Genomic DNA, 15,339 nt, shown 5'->3' with positions numbered 1-15,339 from the left:
TTTTATTGAAATATTTTCATGTTTATTAATAACTTGAATGACTTTTAAATTTTTAATTGAAATGTATGATATTGAAAATATTTTATAAATATTCTTCTGGATAAAAACAAAATAATTTTATTCATAATTCATTAGATATAACAAATAAACAAATGTTAAATTGTGTAATGATTTATCTATCTTATTTACAATATTAATGAAATGGTTAGAGATATTGCCATTAATAGTTATTTTTTCCTACTTATAAATGATTTAATTAGCTTCTTTTTCACGGTATTGCTTGCATTTTAATTTTAATCTCTTCATTAAAATTATGCGGAAATTATCCGCACAATTTGATGTTGTATTGAGCAATGTGAATTTATGTGTCAAATTAGCCAATTAATTTTGACTAATTTGGCGATTATACCCTATGGATTTCAAGTGCATCGCGACGGCAAGGGAGCGAATGCAGCCAACAAAGAGGCAACTTGAAAGATAACAGGTATATCATCATTATTAATCATCGTTAATACTTGCCAGCACATTTCCTGCCTGTTGATAACCGCCTTCTTCTGCATAGATAACGATTTTCCCAGAACGATGTGCGGTAAGTTGCGTTTCCATTTTCATTGCTTCCATGACAGCAATGACATCACCTTGTTTAACTTCATCACCTTCCTGCACATACCAGGATTGTAAAACGCCGGATATTGGTGCTGAGACGGGATTCGATACTGCTATTGTCTCCTCAGCTTCACTACCTTTGCTCTCAGTGATGAAATTTTGCTTAGAATCAGGCAATGAAAGCCCTTTTAATAATCCGGCGGGTAGTCCCAGTTCATGCCGACGGCCATTAATTTCAATAAAAGTACGTGTTACCTTTTCTTGATAATGATTTTCCTGACGCGGAGATATTTTTATATCATTGATAAAATCAGTTTCGATCCAACGTGTATGAACGTTAAATGTGTCATCGGAAATAAAATCAGGATGTTCCATTACCGCTCGATGAAAAGGCAATACTGATGCAACGCCTTCAATGTTGAATTCCTGTAATGCACGTCGCGCACGGGCAATAGCTTGTTGTCGGGTTGGTCCGGTGACAATCAATTTAGCCATCAGCGAATCAAAAGTGCTAGGGATGGTGGAACCTGCTGCAACACCAGAATCTAATCTTATTCCTGGGCCGGAAGGGGGAGAAAATACCGTCACGGTTCCGGGCGTCGGTAAAAATCCTTTACCTGCATCTTCGGCGTTAATACGGAACTCAAAAGAATGGCCTAAAGAGATCGGTGTTGAGGTCAATGATAAAGGTTTACCTTCTGCAATCCGAAATTGTTCTACCACAATGTCTATCCTTGTGGTTTCTTCGGTGACAGGATGTTCGACCTGCAAGCGAGTATTGACTTCCAGAAAAGAAATCGCGCCGTCTACACTGAGTAGAAATTCCACTGTTCCGGCTCCGATATAACGAGCGGCGGTGCAAATATCCTGTGCCGCTTGATGGATACGCTGGCGCTGATGTTCGGTCAAAAATGGGGCTGGTGCCTCTTCCACCAATTTTTGGTTACGCCGTTGTAGTGAACAATCTCGTGTACCAAGTACTACCACATTGCCATGTTTATCAGCCAGAATTTGCGCTTCAATATGACGAGGTTTATCCAGGAACTGTTCAATGAAACATTCTCCACGACCAAAGGCCGCTGTTGCTTCACGAACAGCCGAATTGTAGAGTTCGGTGACTTCATCGAGCCGCCACGCCACTTTCATGCCACGTCCGCCACCGCCATATGCTGCTTTAATTGCAATTGGCAGGCCATATTGTTCGGCAAACGCCAGAGCTTCCTCTGTGTTTTTCACTGGTTCTTCTGTACCTGAAACCTGTGGTGCGCCTACCTGTTGGGCAATTTTGCGTGCTTTAACTTTGTCACCCAGAATATCAATTGTCTCTGGTTCAGGACCAACCCAGATCAACCCCGCATTAATAACTGCACGGGCAAATTCTGCCCGTTCAGCCAGAAATCCGTATCCGGGATGTACCATGTCGGCACCTGAACGTTTCGCAATATCCAATAATTGGGGAATATTAAGATAAGTATCAGTGGGGCTGTTTCCACCTAAACTATAAGCCTCATCAGCCAATTGTACATGTTGTGCATTGATGTCCGAATCAGCGTAGACGGCGATAGATTGTAAACCATAATCCCGGCAGGCACGGATGATACGGACGGCAATTTCACCGCGGTTAGCAATCAAAACTTTTTTCATGGGATGGTTTTTAATATTCATGGTGATTACGGTACTCATGAGCAGCAATCGCTCTCTTTTATTTCGTGAAATTCAGTGATTGGGTTGAAGCGGATACGGGCATTGACAGGAATTTGTCCCGCAAGATCGAGATGGTAGCTGGCAACGGAACCAATGACTGGATAGCCACCGGTCAAAGGGTGATCTGCTAAAAACAAAACTGGTTGACCACTGGCGGGAACCTGAATTGCTCCGGTGGTCGTTCCCTCACTCGGTAACTCTTTATGGTTAAGACGCGACAGTGGTGTGTCGCTATACAGGCGAATACCGACTCGATTAGATTGTGGTGTAACCTGCCAAAGTTGGCTTTTTAGCAGGGATAGCGCTTCTGTTGTGAACCAGTCAGTACGCGGCCCCAGAATGATATCCAGTGTAACGATATCGTCAGAAGTAGGCATATTAAAAGCCGGCCTTTCATCCATTGATACCGCGCAACCCTGCGTCACAGTAAGAATATCCAAAATATCGCCTATAGCGATTGGCTTGGGGCCAATGTGTGCCAGCGTATCGTAAGAGAGGCTGGAGAGAATAGGTTGCTTGGCAAAGCCGCCACGCACAGCTAAATAAGAACGCACTCCCGCTTTGGGCGTTCCTAGTGTCACTGTATCACCTTCACTCAGATCAATAGGCTGATAGCCAGCAACCTGAAACTTGCGGCCAGATGCTGTTTGAACAGTGATTGGGCAGTCAGCACCTGTGACAGCGATAATGACATTGCCATGAGAAATAAAGCTTAATCCTCCTTGCACAATTTCCAGACATGCGTTATCCGAAGGATTACCGACGATCCGGTTGGCACTTCTCAGCGCGGTTTTATCTAGCGCGCCGGCAGCGGAAATACCTAAACTAGCTTGCCCTGAACGCCCTAAATCCTGAAAAAGTGTTTGTATTCCAGTGGTTAGGATTTCCAGCGAGGAGTGTTTATCAACCTGTGAAGATAGAACGTCCTTTATGGGGGCAACAGGGGTTTTGGGTTTAGTGATAGAGATTGCGGCACCTTTGCCTTGATCTCTGAAACGTACCCGGAAACCGGGTTGTAACAGGGAAGAGGGAGAACGTGAGAGATCCCACATGCGCTCTGGCGTGATACCGATGATTTGCCAACCTCCCGGACTGGCTTGAGGGTATATCCCACTGAATTCTCCAGCCAGACCAACTGATCCCGCAGGAATGCGGGCTCTTGGCGTCATTCGGCGAGGGACATGTAAATGGTTTGAATCTGCGACTAAATAGGCAAACCCGGGGGCGAATCCGGTAAAAGCAACGGTGTACTCACTTTCTGTATGTTGCTTGATAACTTCCTGTGTGGTGATGCCGAGAATTTCTGCCACTTCCGCCAGATCTTCACCATTGTAATACACCGGGATTTCAACGAGTTTCCCTGTTGTCCTATCCAGTGTATTCAGGTTGCGGCCATTGATTTCTTTGGCAAGTTTGACGGTGGAAACAACATTGGGACGAAATCGAATCAACAGTGTTCTGGCCGCCGGAATAATTTCTTCTACGCCAGCAATAGAGCAGGTGTTAAGTGAATCAAATAACGCCAGCGTTTCATTCAGATCATGAAGCTCGACAATAATGGCATCTAAATTAACAGGTAAAAAACGCACTAGATACTCCTGGGCATTTAAATAAAGGAGCGTACGGTGATCCCGGCTTGTTGCAGGGTTAGTTTCACCTGACGTGCCATTTCTACTGCATCTGGGCTGTCACCATGAACACAGATGGAATCTGCCTGAATACGGGTAAAACTGCCATCAATGGCTTCAACTCCCCCTTCGGTCACCAATTGCAACATGCGTCGGGCAACGAGATTAGCGTCATGAAGCACAGACCCTTTTTCCCGGCGGGAAACTAGCGTGCCTTGTGGAGTGTAAGCTCTGTCAGCAAAGGCTTCCGCAACGGTACGCAAGCCTTTTTCCCTCGCTAAATCCAATATTTTTGAGCCGGCTAATCCAACCAGCGCTAAATTGTCATCCACTTCGCGAATCGCCGTAATAACGGCAAGGGCTTGGTATTCATCATGGGCAATCGTGTTATACAGTGCACCGTGCGGTTTAACATAACTTACGGTGGTTCCTGCCGCCGCTGCCAAACCTTTTAACGCGCCAATCTGGTAAATAACATCCGCGATCAGCTCATTGCTGGAAACATCCATATTACGGCGACCAAATCCGACAAGATCTGGATAAGACACATGAGCACCAATAATCACCTGATTTTCACGGGCAGCTTTTAAAGTTTGAAGGATCCCGGCAGGATCACCCGCATGAAATCCGCACGCTACATTGGCGCTGGTGACAATGCTCAGCATGGCGTTATCATCGCCCATTTTCCATTGACCAAAGCTTTCGCCAAGATCACTGTTTAAATCAATAATGTTCATAGTCGTGACTTCAATAAAGTGATATTCAAAAAAGGAGTAAAAAATTCAGGATGCTTATCAGTTCTACAGATAGCATCCGCTACGCCGATAGACGCTGAATTAATGAATCGTTCCTCCGCCAGTAACTATGTCCTCACTGTTTTCTAATGCTTGCTTGATAGCGATTTTCAGGGCTGTTGTTATTGTTTCCAGCGTCATACTTGGTGTACCGGGGTGTTTTACCGCCTGTTCAGGCAGGTAGGGAATATGGATAAATCCACCACGTACTTTGGGATAAGTCAGTGCCAGATGATGTAGTAGGCCATACATGACATGGTTGCAGACATATGTGCCAGCACTCTGTGAAATCGAAGCGGGGAGCCCTGCGGTTTGCAGGCCACTGACGATCGCTTTAATCGGCAGGGTGGCGAAATAGGCAGCGGGTCCTGCTGCCACGATAGGGGTATCAATGGGTTGATTGCCCTGATTATCGGGAATACGTGCATCGTTGATGTTAATCGCTATGCGTTCCACCGTGATATCTGGTCTGCCACCTGCTTGTCCCACCGCAATGACCAGTTCAGGTTGTATCTCATCAATGGCAGTGCATAGGCAAGTTAGAGAAGTGTTAAATACACATGGGAGCTGTCGTGTCTCAATATGTGCTCCAGATAGTTGTTGGTTTTGCAGTTGTTTGACTGACTCCCACGATGGATTGATGGTTTCATTGTCAAAAGGTTCAAAAGCGGTAATTAGAACGGTTTTCATGGGATCTCCTTACAAAAACATCAAAAAATAGAGCAAAAAAACATTAGTAATCAGCAGCGTTATTCCAGTAGGAGTTTGTGCTTTAATGACCGCATTGCGATTGGGTAATTCCAGCAGCGCGGCCGGAACGATATTGAAATTTGCGGCCATTGGGGTCATCAATGTGCCACAATAGCCAGAGAACATGCCGATGGCGGCCATAACCGCCGGATTGCCGCCATGTTGCAGTACCAGAATGGGAATGCCGATCCCGGCGGTGACAATCGGGAACGCGGCGAAGGCGTTGCCCATGATCATCGTCAATAGCGCCATGCCGAGTATGTATGTCGCCACCGCGATAAATCGGTTATCTACTGCCAAATAGTGCTCTGTCAGGTGAGAAATGGCGGTACCGACACCTGCTACGGTAAATAATAGTCCTAACGTCGCTAATATCTGTGGCAGGATAAACGCCCAGCCGATAGCGTCCAGCAGGCGACGCGCTTCTTGGGTTGATTGAGCTACGCCTTCACGCGTCATTTTTAGTGCAATGCCATATCCGACTAGGCAGCCGATTGTCATGGAAAATAGCGTCACCAGCGTGGCATGGTTGCCGGTACCGAACAGAGCTTGTTGTAATCCAGGAACGTGGTTAAACAGTAATACGCCTGTCACCGTGACGATAGGGATTGCCAGTGCGGGAAGAAATAGACGATTACCCAAACGGGAGGCGCTTTCCTGCCGTTGCTGAGGTGTGCGTTGAGGGTAGCTACCCAATCGTACACCGCCAAAACCTGCCGTCAGTGCCATCAATACGACGATCAGCCCCACACTGATATGCAACATCTTTTGGGCTTCGGCTTCGCTGTCTGCCCATAGTGCTATTAAGCGGTAAGTCCAGTCGCCTACCAGAAACACGATGCCATATAGCGCCCAGAACAAGCTGGTGGTCAGGCGGCGAGGATTGGTGTGGTCACGCCAGGACATTACTGCCACAGCTAACAGAATCACGCCTGCCAGCCAATAAAGATACTGTTGCTGAAACATTACTCCACCTTCCTTCGATTTTTGTCCATATCATTCAGTGCTGCCAGTTTGGCAGCGATCTGGTGATCAAGACGAGACAAGCGGAAAGCGTGGATCAGAAAAGCACAGATGGCGGTAGGAATTCCCCACATGGCGATATGTAGCGGCTCTGTTTGGATGCCGCCAGACTCTAGCATAAAGTTATGCATAAAGATGATTGCGCCAAAGGCGACGAAAATATCCTCACCGAAGAACAGGCCAACATTGTCGGTTGCTGCCGACATGGCCCGCAGGCGATAACGTACATCGTCAGGCAGGTCATGATGACGGTTTTCCGTCGCTCCCTCGACCATCGGCGCCAGCAAGGGACGCACCATTTGTGGGTGTCCTCCTAAACTGGTCAGCCCTAGTGCAGCGGTTGTTTCACGAATAAACAGATAGATGATTAGCAAACGTCCTGCGGTTGCTGTTTTAATATTGCTAATCCAGGTCTGAGCCCGCTCTTTTAAACCGTGCCGTTCCAAAAGGCCGATAGTTGCCAGCGGCAACAGCAAAATTAGTGGCAAATTTCGGGTATTGAGGAAGCCGGAACCTAGCTTTTCCAGAATCTCTGTGATCGACATATGTGCTGCCAGCCCGGTGATGATCCCTGCGACAATTACCACCAATACTGGATTAAACCTAAGTAAAAAACCCACGACAATAACTGCGATACCAATCAACGGCCATAGATTCACGATCTGTTGCATGTTGTCTCACCTCGGTAGATAAAAATTGCGGTTGCTTGCTGTGTCGTCATAGGCTGAATTCCTGTGTGGTAGATAAATTTATATCTAAGCAATATGCGTACCATCGTTGGATAATTTTCATTTATTGTTAAAGTATTATTTTTATATTGTTGAACAATAAATAGAGTGAGGCGAAAGAATAGGCAAAATAAATTATTTTTTTATTATGGAAATGAAATGCAGATCACTGTTTACAATAATGATGCTCTATTATGGTGCGTTTAATGCACTATCATGAGGCAATAATCATTCTGGCGTAGAAAACAGTAAGCGGGTTAGATCCCTATGCTTGCTGACAGTAGGTGAATGTGTGAAGATTCCTGCCATCCTTTTATTGCTTTAAGACTGGTAATTCGTGGCTGGATTGGGTCATCATACGCCCTTTCGACTAACCATTATGAAAAAAGATAATTCCGCTCCTAAGATATTAAGTGAAAAAGTAACAGATATTATCCGGCAAAAGCTGATTATTGGAGAGCTATCACCCGGTCAACGACTGTCAGAAACGGTTTTGAGCGAACAGCTTGAGATATCGCGTAATACATTACGTGAGGTTTTTCGGATACTGACTCAGGAAGGGTTACTGCGATATGAACCTAACCGTGGTGTTTTCGTCGCCACACCGAGTATCGCTTCTATTATTGATATTTATCGAGTCCGACGGCTTATTGAATGTCAGGCATTAGAGCAGTCTTACCCTATGCATCCTGCGGTTGGACACATGCGTAGGGCAATTGAAATGGCGAAACAGTGTCGTGATATTCAGGACTGGATCGGTGTTGGAACCGCAAATATGGCGTTTCATTCCGCTATTGTTCAACTTACTGACAGTGAACGGTTGATAACATTCTATGGGCATATTTCTGCGGAATTGCGTCTGGCTTTTGGTTATCTGAACGATCCTGAACTTTTTTATGCTCCTTATATTGATCAGAATGCCCATATTTTTGCGTTACTTGAGAAAGGTGAACCAGAAAGTGCGGCCTCTGAGTTAAAAAGCTATCTGGAACAGTCAGAACGTACTGTATTAGCGGCTTATACGCGCAAAAATCGTGCTTAATAAATAAAGATTAAGATAATACCTGCGGCTAGATTGGCAAATTTATTTAAAATTTTTTCATATTTTTCCTTTGTAACGTTATGTTTGTTTGGTGCCTTTCCAGACAAAGGCGATAGTGTTTATAGAGATCAAGGAAGTCAATGCTAAGAGAAGTTATATATGCCTTTTGTGCCATGATGTCGAACTTTTTAATCGATCATGTGGTTATTAAAAACATCATTCATCGTATTTTTGCGGTAATTCATATTAGTAACATGAATTACAGGAAAACGTGACTTATAGTCCGTGGTTTGATAAGTAACGCCGTTCGATACTTATCGAATGAAAAAACCTGACACTATAAAATCCATTTTTGGGCAAAGAGTTAGATATATCAGAACGGCATCTGGTATGTCTCAGGAAGCTTTTGCCGATAAATGTGGGCTTGATCGCACTTATATCAGCGGCATCGAACGCGGCGTCAGGAATCCCACGCTTGAAGTTATTAATGTCATCGCAAGTGGTTTACAGATCGAATTAAAAGATCTGTTTGACTTTGACGCAGAGAAAAAGAGTTAGTCGATTTTATTTGAGTATTGAGTTTTTACTCATTCTTGTTGTTTTATCGTCTCTCCTCCGTTAGAAGATTTTATTCTGTTGTTACAGTCACGGATCTGAATCGTTTCTGTTAAATTCCCCAAAACAAGAGATTAAGCGCATCTTTGATATCAGATGACCGTTGGCTCACATCAGTGATTTTCTCTCCGATTACGCTTTCTGAGACACTCGAAAGTTCTGTTGTTAAAAGTCGGTAATTTTCATCTCTGATTTGCACTATAGGAAATAGATGACGACTCACCTTGCTTGAAAAATGATGCGTTTCAACCAAAGGAATAACCATACGCCTTCCTGGTGTTTCAATGATGTCGCTTTGTACATCAACAAACATACTGTATTTGCTTTCGCTCCGTTTGTATTGATAAACAATAAATTGCATTTACCAGTTCCTGTTTTCATCAGCAAATGAGCCATATTGTTCAATAAATTGAGCAACTTCTTCCATTCCTTTGCGATTATCTGCTTTCCAACTTTCAGCTTTGATTCGTTGAGCTTCTCTGGTCATGATTTCATTAACAAAACCTGAAATGTTTACACCGGCTGAACTCAGGATCAGATAATTTTCTTTATCAACCGTTACGTTAACTCTATGCTTCATAGCACACCTCAAAAACACACTTTAAGTACACATTAAAAGTATGTATTTCGTGAAAACAAAAGGCAACCTTATTTTTTACGTTCGCATGAGGAAATGGATTGCGAGCAGGAAAAGATAAATGCAAGCAGTTACAAGTAATCATTATTCTTACCGAGTGGTATAAAGTAGATTGAGGCAGCTTATCTTGTTGATAAACTGCCTCGTTTTGCTCTACAGCCACTTACTTTGTGTACCTCGAAGGCCATATTTCAGCGGGATCGCAATCTAAAGCTTCGGCAATAAGCCGTTGACCTTTAGGCCAGCGGCGTTGCAGGGTATTAGCAAGGGTAGATGATGCTAGCCCTGCCTCTCTTGAAACGGCGGCTAATGATGTTCCCCGTTTTTTCAGCTCGGCGATAATGTCTGCTGGGTGCCAGTCCTGATTTTTCATTATTAATCCTCTGCGTTACGGATAACTTTGATATGAAAAGGTAAGTCGTTACATAGTAGACTATAAGTCACATATGATAACATAACTTGTCGCAAAAAGTGACTCATAGTCCGTGGTCTGATAAGTAACATAATTCGATACTTATCGGATGAAAAAGCCAAATGCTGTAAAATTTCTTTTTGGACAAAGAGTTAGGTATTTCAGGCAATCGTCTGGCATGTCTCAGGAAGCTTTTGCCGATAAATGTGGAATCGACCGGACGTATATCAGCGGTATTGAGCGTGGGGTTAGAAATCCTACGCTGGAAATCATCAATATTATTGCGAATGGTTTACAGATTGAGCTAACAGATCTGTTTGATTTCAGCACTAAATCAAAAGGCTAACAGTTGCTTTCCCCTTCATTTCTTAGAAATTTTCTTACCTTAATCTTTTTATTGGAGGAAATTACCTATGGTGATTTGGTTGAGTATTTGGCCGCCCAGAAAAAGCAGACATGGAGGCTTCCATAAATCCCTTCTGCCCATTTGAATAAGTTTATTGAGGAAGAACCTATATCTCCCTCAATAAATAGCTTTATTAAATGGTGATAATTTTCTGGGTGTTATCTCGTTCAATTTTTATGGTCAATTTACCCGATGGGGTCTCTGACAACTGATTGCGAAGATAGGTGATATCCTTGGGAAGGGCTGGTTGACCATTAACTTCCAGTACAATATCACCGTTCTTTAATCCAAATTTTTCAATATCTTTTGGATCGTTGTAAAATATTTCTACTTTGTTATTAAAATAGCGGATTGCAATTGTGCGAAGTAGTGGGTTGTCATAACGGGTGAAATTTTTGGCGTTAAAGCAGAGCAGCATTTTATTTGGGATAAACAGATAATCATCAAAACGCGAGAAGAAACTCATACCAAGATTGTAGAGATCATTTTTATTTTCGCCAATTTTCAGACGACCTACCGGCAGTTGCTGTAAATACAAACCATCAATCAGGTATTCTTTGCTACTATCAAGCCCACCGGCGGACGCGTATTTGACACTGGTTCCTTCAGAAATTTTATCTTTGTGCTCTTTTTTCAGATATTCAATAAATTCCTTAGAAACATAGCTGTAATCAGCCCCGGTATCTATATTAAAAACGACATTAGAGATCTGGATTGCGGGGGATTTGCCGTAGCTATCACTGTAAGGTTCACATTGTTGATAATTTAGGATTGAAGGCGCATGGCGCCATACTGTCAATGTATGGTTCAGGTTATTTATTTCCCAGTTTAACTGACGAAAAGTGTCAATTCCGAGAATACCATCCAGTTCTTGACCAAGGGACTGATTAAAGAGACTCATGTCAATGCCAATCCAGGGATCAGAACCCGGCACCGTATGATTACCTAGGATAATTGCCAGGGGTTGCCATAATGTTAGATCAGCTTTGTGTAAGCGTTTTTCACTGGTTGTAACCAGTCCATCGGATAGCATACGGTGGAATGTAACCGGTATTTTTGATTCTGGTGTGGTTTGTGTCAGCGTTTTTGCCAGCTTATTATCGATGAAGGTATAACTGGCGCCAGTATCCAGCAAGAATTGATATTTTTTACCGGAGATAGTGACAGGAACAATGATCGATGTTGGTTGATGGATGTCCAGCTTAGTAGAAAGGACGGGTTTGTTTTCTTCTGGCATATGGATTTTTTCCATATGGCTACAGCCCGTTATTAGTGTCAGCAAACTGGCGGTAATAATTGACCGAGAGGCTATCTTTTCCTGTTTTTTCATAATATTAGATTCCTTTTCTAGGGAGTGGAAGATGAAAATCTAGGGTCCGGTAAAACCCAACATAATGCACGGGAAGCAATAAAATGTTGTGTATGACCTAAGGTAGTACGCGTTATCAGCTTAGCTTCATTGCAAATATTATTATCTGCTTTGTACTAAAGCCAAAGATAAACAATAACATCATTATATTAGTTGATGTGAAATGTAGTGAATAATTGTTTAACTGCGGTTGAACTATTATTGGTTTCAACGGTAATATTGGTGAAAATATCGGCTATTGATAAATGTGAACGGTAAAAGTTATTAATGGCGATATTTATAGAATAATTAATTGGCAATAGAGGTAGCATTAAAAGATAAATTATCTGGATGTGTTTGATTATATAGTGTATATCAATGATAACAATTTGAAATAAAAATCACTATAAATCATTTTAGGTATAATGTAAAGGTAATGAATATTTATTGGATTTATATTTATATGTGGAAATTATTTTTCTGATAAATATCCAGATGATCTCAATATAATAAAATAACACCTTTGGGCTAAAGGAATATATTGATTTTATGTCTATATCACTAAAACTCAGCATTGTCGTATCTATTTATAATGGAAAACGGTTTTTACCGCAGTTTTTTGTCAATTTATCTCGGCAAAAGCTAACTGATTTTGAATTAATTTTGGTTGATGATGGTTCAACGGATAATAGTCGCCAGATTATTGAGCAATATGCCGAAAAATTCCCAAAGACAGAAATTATCACGCAGAAGAATCAAGGAGTTTCTGTTGCCCGTAACACGGGGTTAGCGAAAGCCAGAGGTGATTATGTGGCTTTCCCTGATATTGATGATGTCATTTATCCGGGTATGTATAACCGGCTGTTAGAGATTGCTCAGAATAATGATTTGGATATTGCTACTTGCAACGGTCATTATGTTTATGATGATGGTCGGCCTGCTCGAAAGATTTTTCCTTCCGAGCGCCTCTCTTCTACCGCGGTTTTGAGCGGGCCAGAATGGTTGCAACAAGCACTGAGTTCACGCAAATTCCTGCATGTAACTTGGCTGAATATCTACAAACGGGCTTTTCTGACAAAACATCATTATCAGTTTGAACCGGGGTTGCATCATCAGGATATTCCGTGGACAACAGAACTCTTGTTGACGGCAAATCGGGTGCAATATATTGATGAATCTTTTTATGATTATCTGATTCACGCCGCTTCGGTGTCCCATGTTCCTGCGGATGATGGTATTAAGGTAAGAACAGCACATCACTATATGAAAATCTTGGAGATGCTGAATAAGATTAATCAGCGTTATCCACAGCAAGTCAAGCAGGCTCCGGCGTGTCATTGGCAGATTGCGAAAGAAGGGCTAGGGATTTTGCATACGATTAATGAGATAGAATCCTCTACGATAAAACAACAAATGGTGCATGAATTGTTTGAGCGCGGTATTTGGTCAATGATTTGGAAAAATGCCCGTGGATTTAGATTGCGTTGGCGTTTGGCTCGTCGATATCCGCGACTTAGAGCGGTGTTAAAAGCCGTTTAATAGTGAAAATAACGGCTTTATTATCGTTCCCTACCTGTGATTATTTTCCATCTTAATCGCAGGTATCGCCGATGTTTTTCAACGCATCAATAATCAATTGCCAGAATCGCTGTTGATCGAGTTTGATTGCAACTTGGGTATGGCAATCTTCTGATGGTGGATAACGGAAATCCGCTACGGTCATTCCCACAGTTAAGGTACCATTCAGTTCAATATTGACGGGGACTTTTTGCGTTGTCATCACTGTAGGATCAATAATATAGGCGACGGCACAAGGATCATGTATTGGAGGGCAGTTGAAACCATGTCTCTTCTGATAACTTTCACCATAGTACTCCAGTAGCTCTACGACAAATTGAGACGCTTTGGTATTAATACGTGAAATTGCTTTGGTGATTTCTGGCGTGGCCCGTGCTTGGTGCGTTAGATCCAGGCCGACCATCGTCAATGGCCATTTTTCATTGAAAACAATATGTGCCGCTTCTGGATCGGTTTTGATGTTGAATTCTGCTACTGCGCTTCTGTTAGCCGTGTGATATCCACCGCCCATTAATACCACTTCTTTTACCCGTTCAACGATCTTCGGTGCTTTACGGACGGCGAGAGCAATATTGGTTAAGCTGCCAACGGGAACCAAAGTCACCGTTTTGGGCGGATGAGACATAATAGTATCAATAATCAGATCAGTGGCGTGGCGAGGATCCAGAGTTCGAGAGTGTTTAGGCAACTTCACGCCACCCAGACCAGATTCGCCGTGAATATCCGATGCCGTTTCGAGCTCGCGAACTAATGGCCGATGACAGCCTGCGGCAAAGGGCACACCGGTAATACCAGCAATATGCGCTATCGCCAGCGCATTGTGAGTGACTTTATCCAGTGTCTGATTCCCGACAACTGTCGTGACGGCTAATAGCTCAATATTAGGGTTGCCATGCGCCAATAACATCGCAATAGCGTCATCATGTCCCGGATCGCAATCAAGAATAATTTTTTTGGTGGTCATTTTTACTCCTTGCCAGAGAAAGTGATATAAAAAATGAGCATAATCCAGTTAAAACGTCTATTCCGTGACAAAATCTTAGATCTGGGTGGGTGCTCTCATAAATAATTAGTAAAATGTTTCATAATTGTGATTTGATTAACACATAAACGATAATTGAGTTGTGGAGCCAGTTTAAGTGTGATTTTTATATAGTTTCGCTATGGAATTGGCGAGCAATATCTGCTTCGGATTTATTATTAATTTATGAATAATTGCGAGGGCTTGAATGGATATTCATGTAGATAGATTATCAACAGTGATTGAATCGGTGGCAACCAGTGAATTTTATCCTAATTTACTGACTTGGCTGGAACAATTTATTACTTTTGATAACGCCATTGTTTATGCCTTTGAACAAGGTTCTTCTCCGCGTTGTTTGAGTAAAACCGAGAAGAAAAACAGTGATGCAATAAATCAGATTTATCAACAGGGCGCTTATCTGCAAGATCCGTTCTATCAAGCCTTGATAGATGGGGCTGACACTGATCTATTTACTTTACGGGAACTAGTCCCTTCAGGGTTTTATCATACTGATTATTATCTGAATTTTTATCGTAAAACTGGTTGGCAGGATGAAACGGGGGTTTTACTGAAGCTCTCTCCCCAAAGGCAACTTGGCCTGTTTTTTGGTAAGGAAAATCAGCCATTTTTCATCCAGAAACAGCATCGGAAAAACTTGAAAACTACACTGGAAATTATCCGCAGTGTAGCGCGATTACATGATGATATGACGCAGCAAGCCCCTTCTGCTGAAATGGTTTATCTGGATACTCAGACTCGTTATGCCTTGACTCCGAGAGAATGTGAGATTGTGGAGTTGATATTGCAAGGTAAAGGCTCACCACAGATTGCTGAGAAACTTTTTATCAGTACGGGGACGGTGAAAAACCATCGGAAAAATATTTATCAAAAATTACAAATCAGATCACAAGCAGAGCTTTTTAGCCTGTTTATGGTGCCACCTACTCGTTATTTTGCCTGAGTCACAAATGTTAAAACTGTGTTGCAAATATCCCTAAAGGGACATGGTGATGTGACTCTGCGCTACAGATAATCCGGTGATTA

At 42.6% G+C, this 15,339-nt stretch carries 16 protein-coding genes; 5 read left to right on the top strand and 11 right to left on the bottom strand.

Annotated elements, in window-relative coordinates:
• Nucleotides 1-498: 498 nt before the first annotated feature.
• The 6 genes from ACGF5R_RS18210 to ACGF5R_RS18185 all read right to left on the bottom strand — a co-directional run bounded on the left by ACGF5R_RS18210 (nt 499) and on the right by ACGF5R_RS18185 (nt 7,176).
• Nucleotides 499-2,289 (bottom strand): biotin carboxylase N-terminal domain-containing protein, encoded by a 1,791-nt coding sequence (locus ACGF5R_RS18210; RefSeq protein WP_387692084.1) that lies wholly within the window; start codon nt 2,287-2,289, stop codon nt 499-501.
• Complete coding sequence (locus ACGF5R_RS18205; protein WP_112879308.1) at nt 2,286-3,899, bottom strand: 5-oxoprolinase/urea amidolyase family protein; 1,614 nt, start codon at nt 3,897-3,899, stop codon at nt 2,286-2,288. Before ACGF5R_RS18205 ends, ACGF5R_RS18210 begins: the two co-directional genes overlap by 4 nt.
• Nucleotides 3,900-3,916: 17 nt before the next feature.
• Nucleotides 3,917-4,675, bottom strand: coding sequence for a LamB/YcsF family protein (locus tag ACGF5R_RS18200; protein WP_112879307.1), 759 nt, complete (start codon nt 4,673-4,675; stop codon nt 3,917-3,919).
• 99 nt (nt 4,676-4,774) lie between these two features.
• Nucleotides 4,775-5,422, bottom strand: a complete 648-nt coding sequence (pcp, locus tag ACGF5R_RS18195; protein ID WP_112879306.1) for a pyroglutamyl-peptidase I — start codon at nt 5,420-5,422, stop codon at nt 4,775-4,777.
• Nucleotides 5,423-5,431: 9 nt separating this feature from the next.
• Entirely contained in the window at nt 5,432-6,448 is a 1,017-nt protein-coding gene (locus ACGF5R_RS18190; RefSeq protein ID WP_112879305.1) for a DUF979 domain-containing protein, read from the bottom strand.
• Nucleotides 6,448-7,176 (bottom strand): DUF969 domain-containing protein, encoded by a 729-nt coding sequence (locus ACGF5R_RS18185; RefSeq protein ID WP_112879304.1) that lies wholly within the window; start codon nt 7,174-7,176, stop codon nt 6,448-6,450. The genes ACGF5R_RS18190 and ACGF5R_RS18185 overlap by 1 nt, the downstream gene beginning before the upstream one ends.
• Before the next feature lie 436 nt (nt 7,177-7,612).
• Between ACGF5R_RS18185 and ACGF5R_RS18180 the strand changes: the two genes are divergently transcribed.
• Nucleotides 7,613-8,275 (top strand): GntR family transcriptional regulator, encoded by a 663-nt coding sequence (locus ACGF5R_RS18180; RefSeq protein WP_112879303.1) that lies wholly within the window; start codon nt 7,613-7,615, stop codon nt 8,273-8,275.
• Between the two features lie 321 nt (nt 8,276-8,596).
• The gene (gene xreR1 / locus ACGF5R_RS18175) at nt 8,597-8,833 is read left to right on the top strand and encodes a cell morphology transcriptional regulator XreR1 (protein WP_112879302.1); all 237 of its coding nucleotides are present in this window, start codon (nt 8,597-8,599) and stop codon (nt 8,831-8,833) included.
• Nucleotides 8,834-8,942: 109 nt separating this feature from the next.
• Here the strand turns inward: xreR1 and ccdB are convergent, their stop codons facing one another.
• From ccdB to xreR2, 3 genes are all read right to left on the bottom strand, one after another.
• Nucleotides 8,943-9,251, bottom strand: a complete 309-nt coding sequence (ccdB, locus tag ACGF5R_RS18170) for a type II toxin-antitoxin system toxin CcdB (protein ID WP_387692082.1) — start codon at nt 9,249-9,251, stop codon at nt 8,943-8,945.
• Nucleotides 9,252-9,470, bottom strand: coding sequence for a type II toxin-antitoxin system antitoxin CcdA (gene ccdA, locus ACGF5R_RS18165; protein WP_112879300.1), 219 nt, complete (start codon nt 9,468-9,470; stop codon nt 9,252-9,254).
• 220 nt (nt 9,471-9,690) lie between these two features.
• The gene (xreR2, locus tag ACGF5R_RS18160) at nt 9,691-9,900 is read right to left on the bottom strand and encodes a cell morphology transcriptional regulator XreR2 (protein ID WP_036811682.1); all 210 of its coding nucleotides are present in this window, start codon (nt 9,898-9,900) and stop codon (nt 9,691-9,693) included.
• 217 nt (nt 9,901-10,117) lie between these two features.
• Here xreR2 and ACGF5R_RS18155 point away from each other — a divergent pair, with 217 nt between their 5' ends.
• Nucleotides 10,118-10,285 (top strand): helix-turn-helix domain-containing protein, encoded by a 168-nt coding sequence (locus ACGF5R_RS18155; protein ID WP_049582902.1) that lies wholly within the window; start codon nt 10,118-10,120, stop codon nt 10,283-10,285.
• A gap of 193 nt (nt 10,286-10,478) precedes the next feature.
• Here ACGF5R_RS18155 and ACGF5R_RS18150 read toward each other — a convergent pair whose 3' ends face one another.
• Complete coding sequence (locus ACGF5R_RS18150) at nt 10,479-11,675, bottom strand: aspartyl protease family protein (protein ID WP_387692080.1); 1,197 nt, start codon at nt 11,673-11,675, stop codon at nt 10,479-10,481.
• Between the two features lie 567 nt (nt 11,676-12,242).
• On the opposite strand from ACGF5R_RS18150, the gene ACGF5R_RS18145 reads away from it, so the two are divergent.
• A complete protein-coding gene (locus ACGF5R_RS18145) occupies nt 12,243-13,232 on the top strand; it encodes a glycosyltransferase (protein ID WP_387692078.1) in 990 nt (329 codons plus the stop codon).
• 52 nt (nt 13,233-13,284) lie between these two features.
• Here the strand turns inward: ACGF5R_RS18145 and ACGF5R_RS18140 are convergent, their stop codons facing one another.
• Nucleotides 13,285-14,235, bottom strand: a complete 951-nt coding sequence (locus tag ACGF5R_RS18140) for a nucleoside hydrolase (protein ID WP_387692076.1) — start codon at nt 14,233-14,235, stop codon at nt 13,285-13,287.
• Between the two features lie 265 nt (nt 14,236-14,500).
• Between ACGF5R_RS18140 and ACGF5R_RS18135 the strand changes: the two genes are divergently transcribed.
• Nucleotides 14,501-15,256 carry a response regulator transcription factor gene (locus ACGF5R_RS18135; RefSeq protein ID WP_112879296.1) on the top strand — a complete coding sequence of 252 codons (756 nt, stop codon included), beginning with the start codon at nt 14,501-14,503 and terminating at the stop codon, nt 15,254-15,256.
• Nucleotides 15,257-15,339: the final 83 nt, after the last annotated feature.

The sequence above is a fragment of the Photorhabdus sp. RM71S genome, from assembly GCF_042879355.1.
In the GTDB taxonomy this organism is placed as follows: Bacteria; Pseudomonadota; Gammaproteobacteria; order Enterobacterales; family Enterobacteriaceae; genus Photorhabdus; species Photorhabdus kayaii.
The sequence above is the reverse complement of the archived record's forward strand: the minus strand, read 5'-3'. Positions and strand labels throughout refer to the sequence as shown.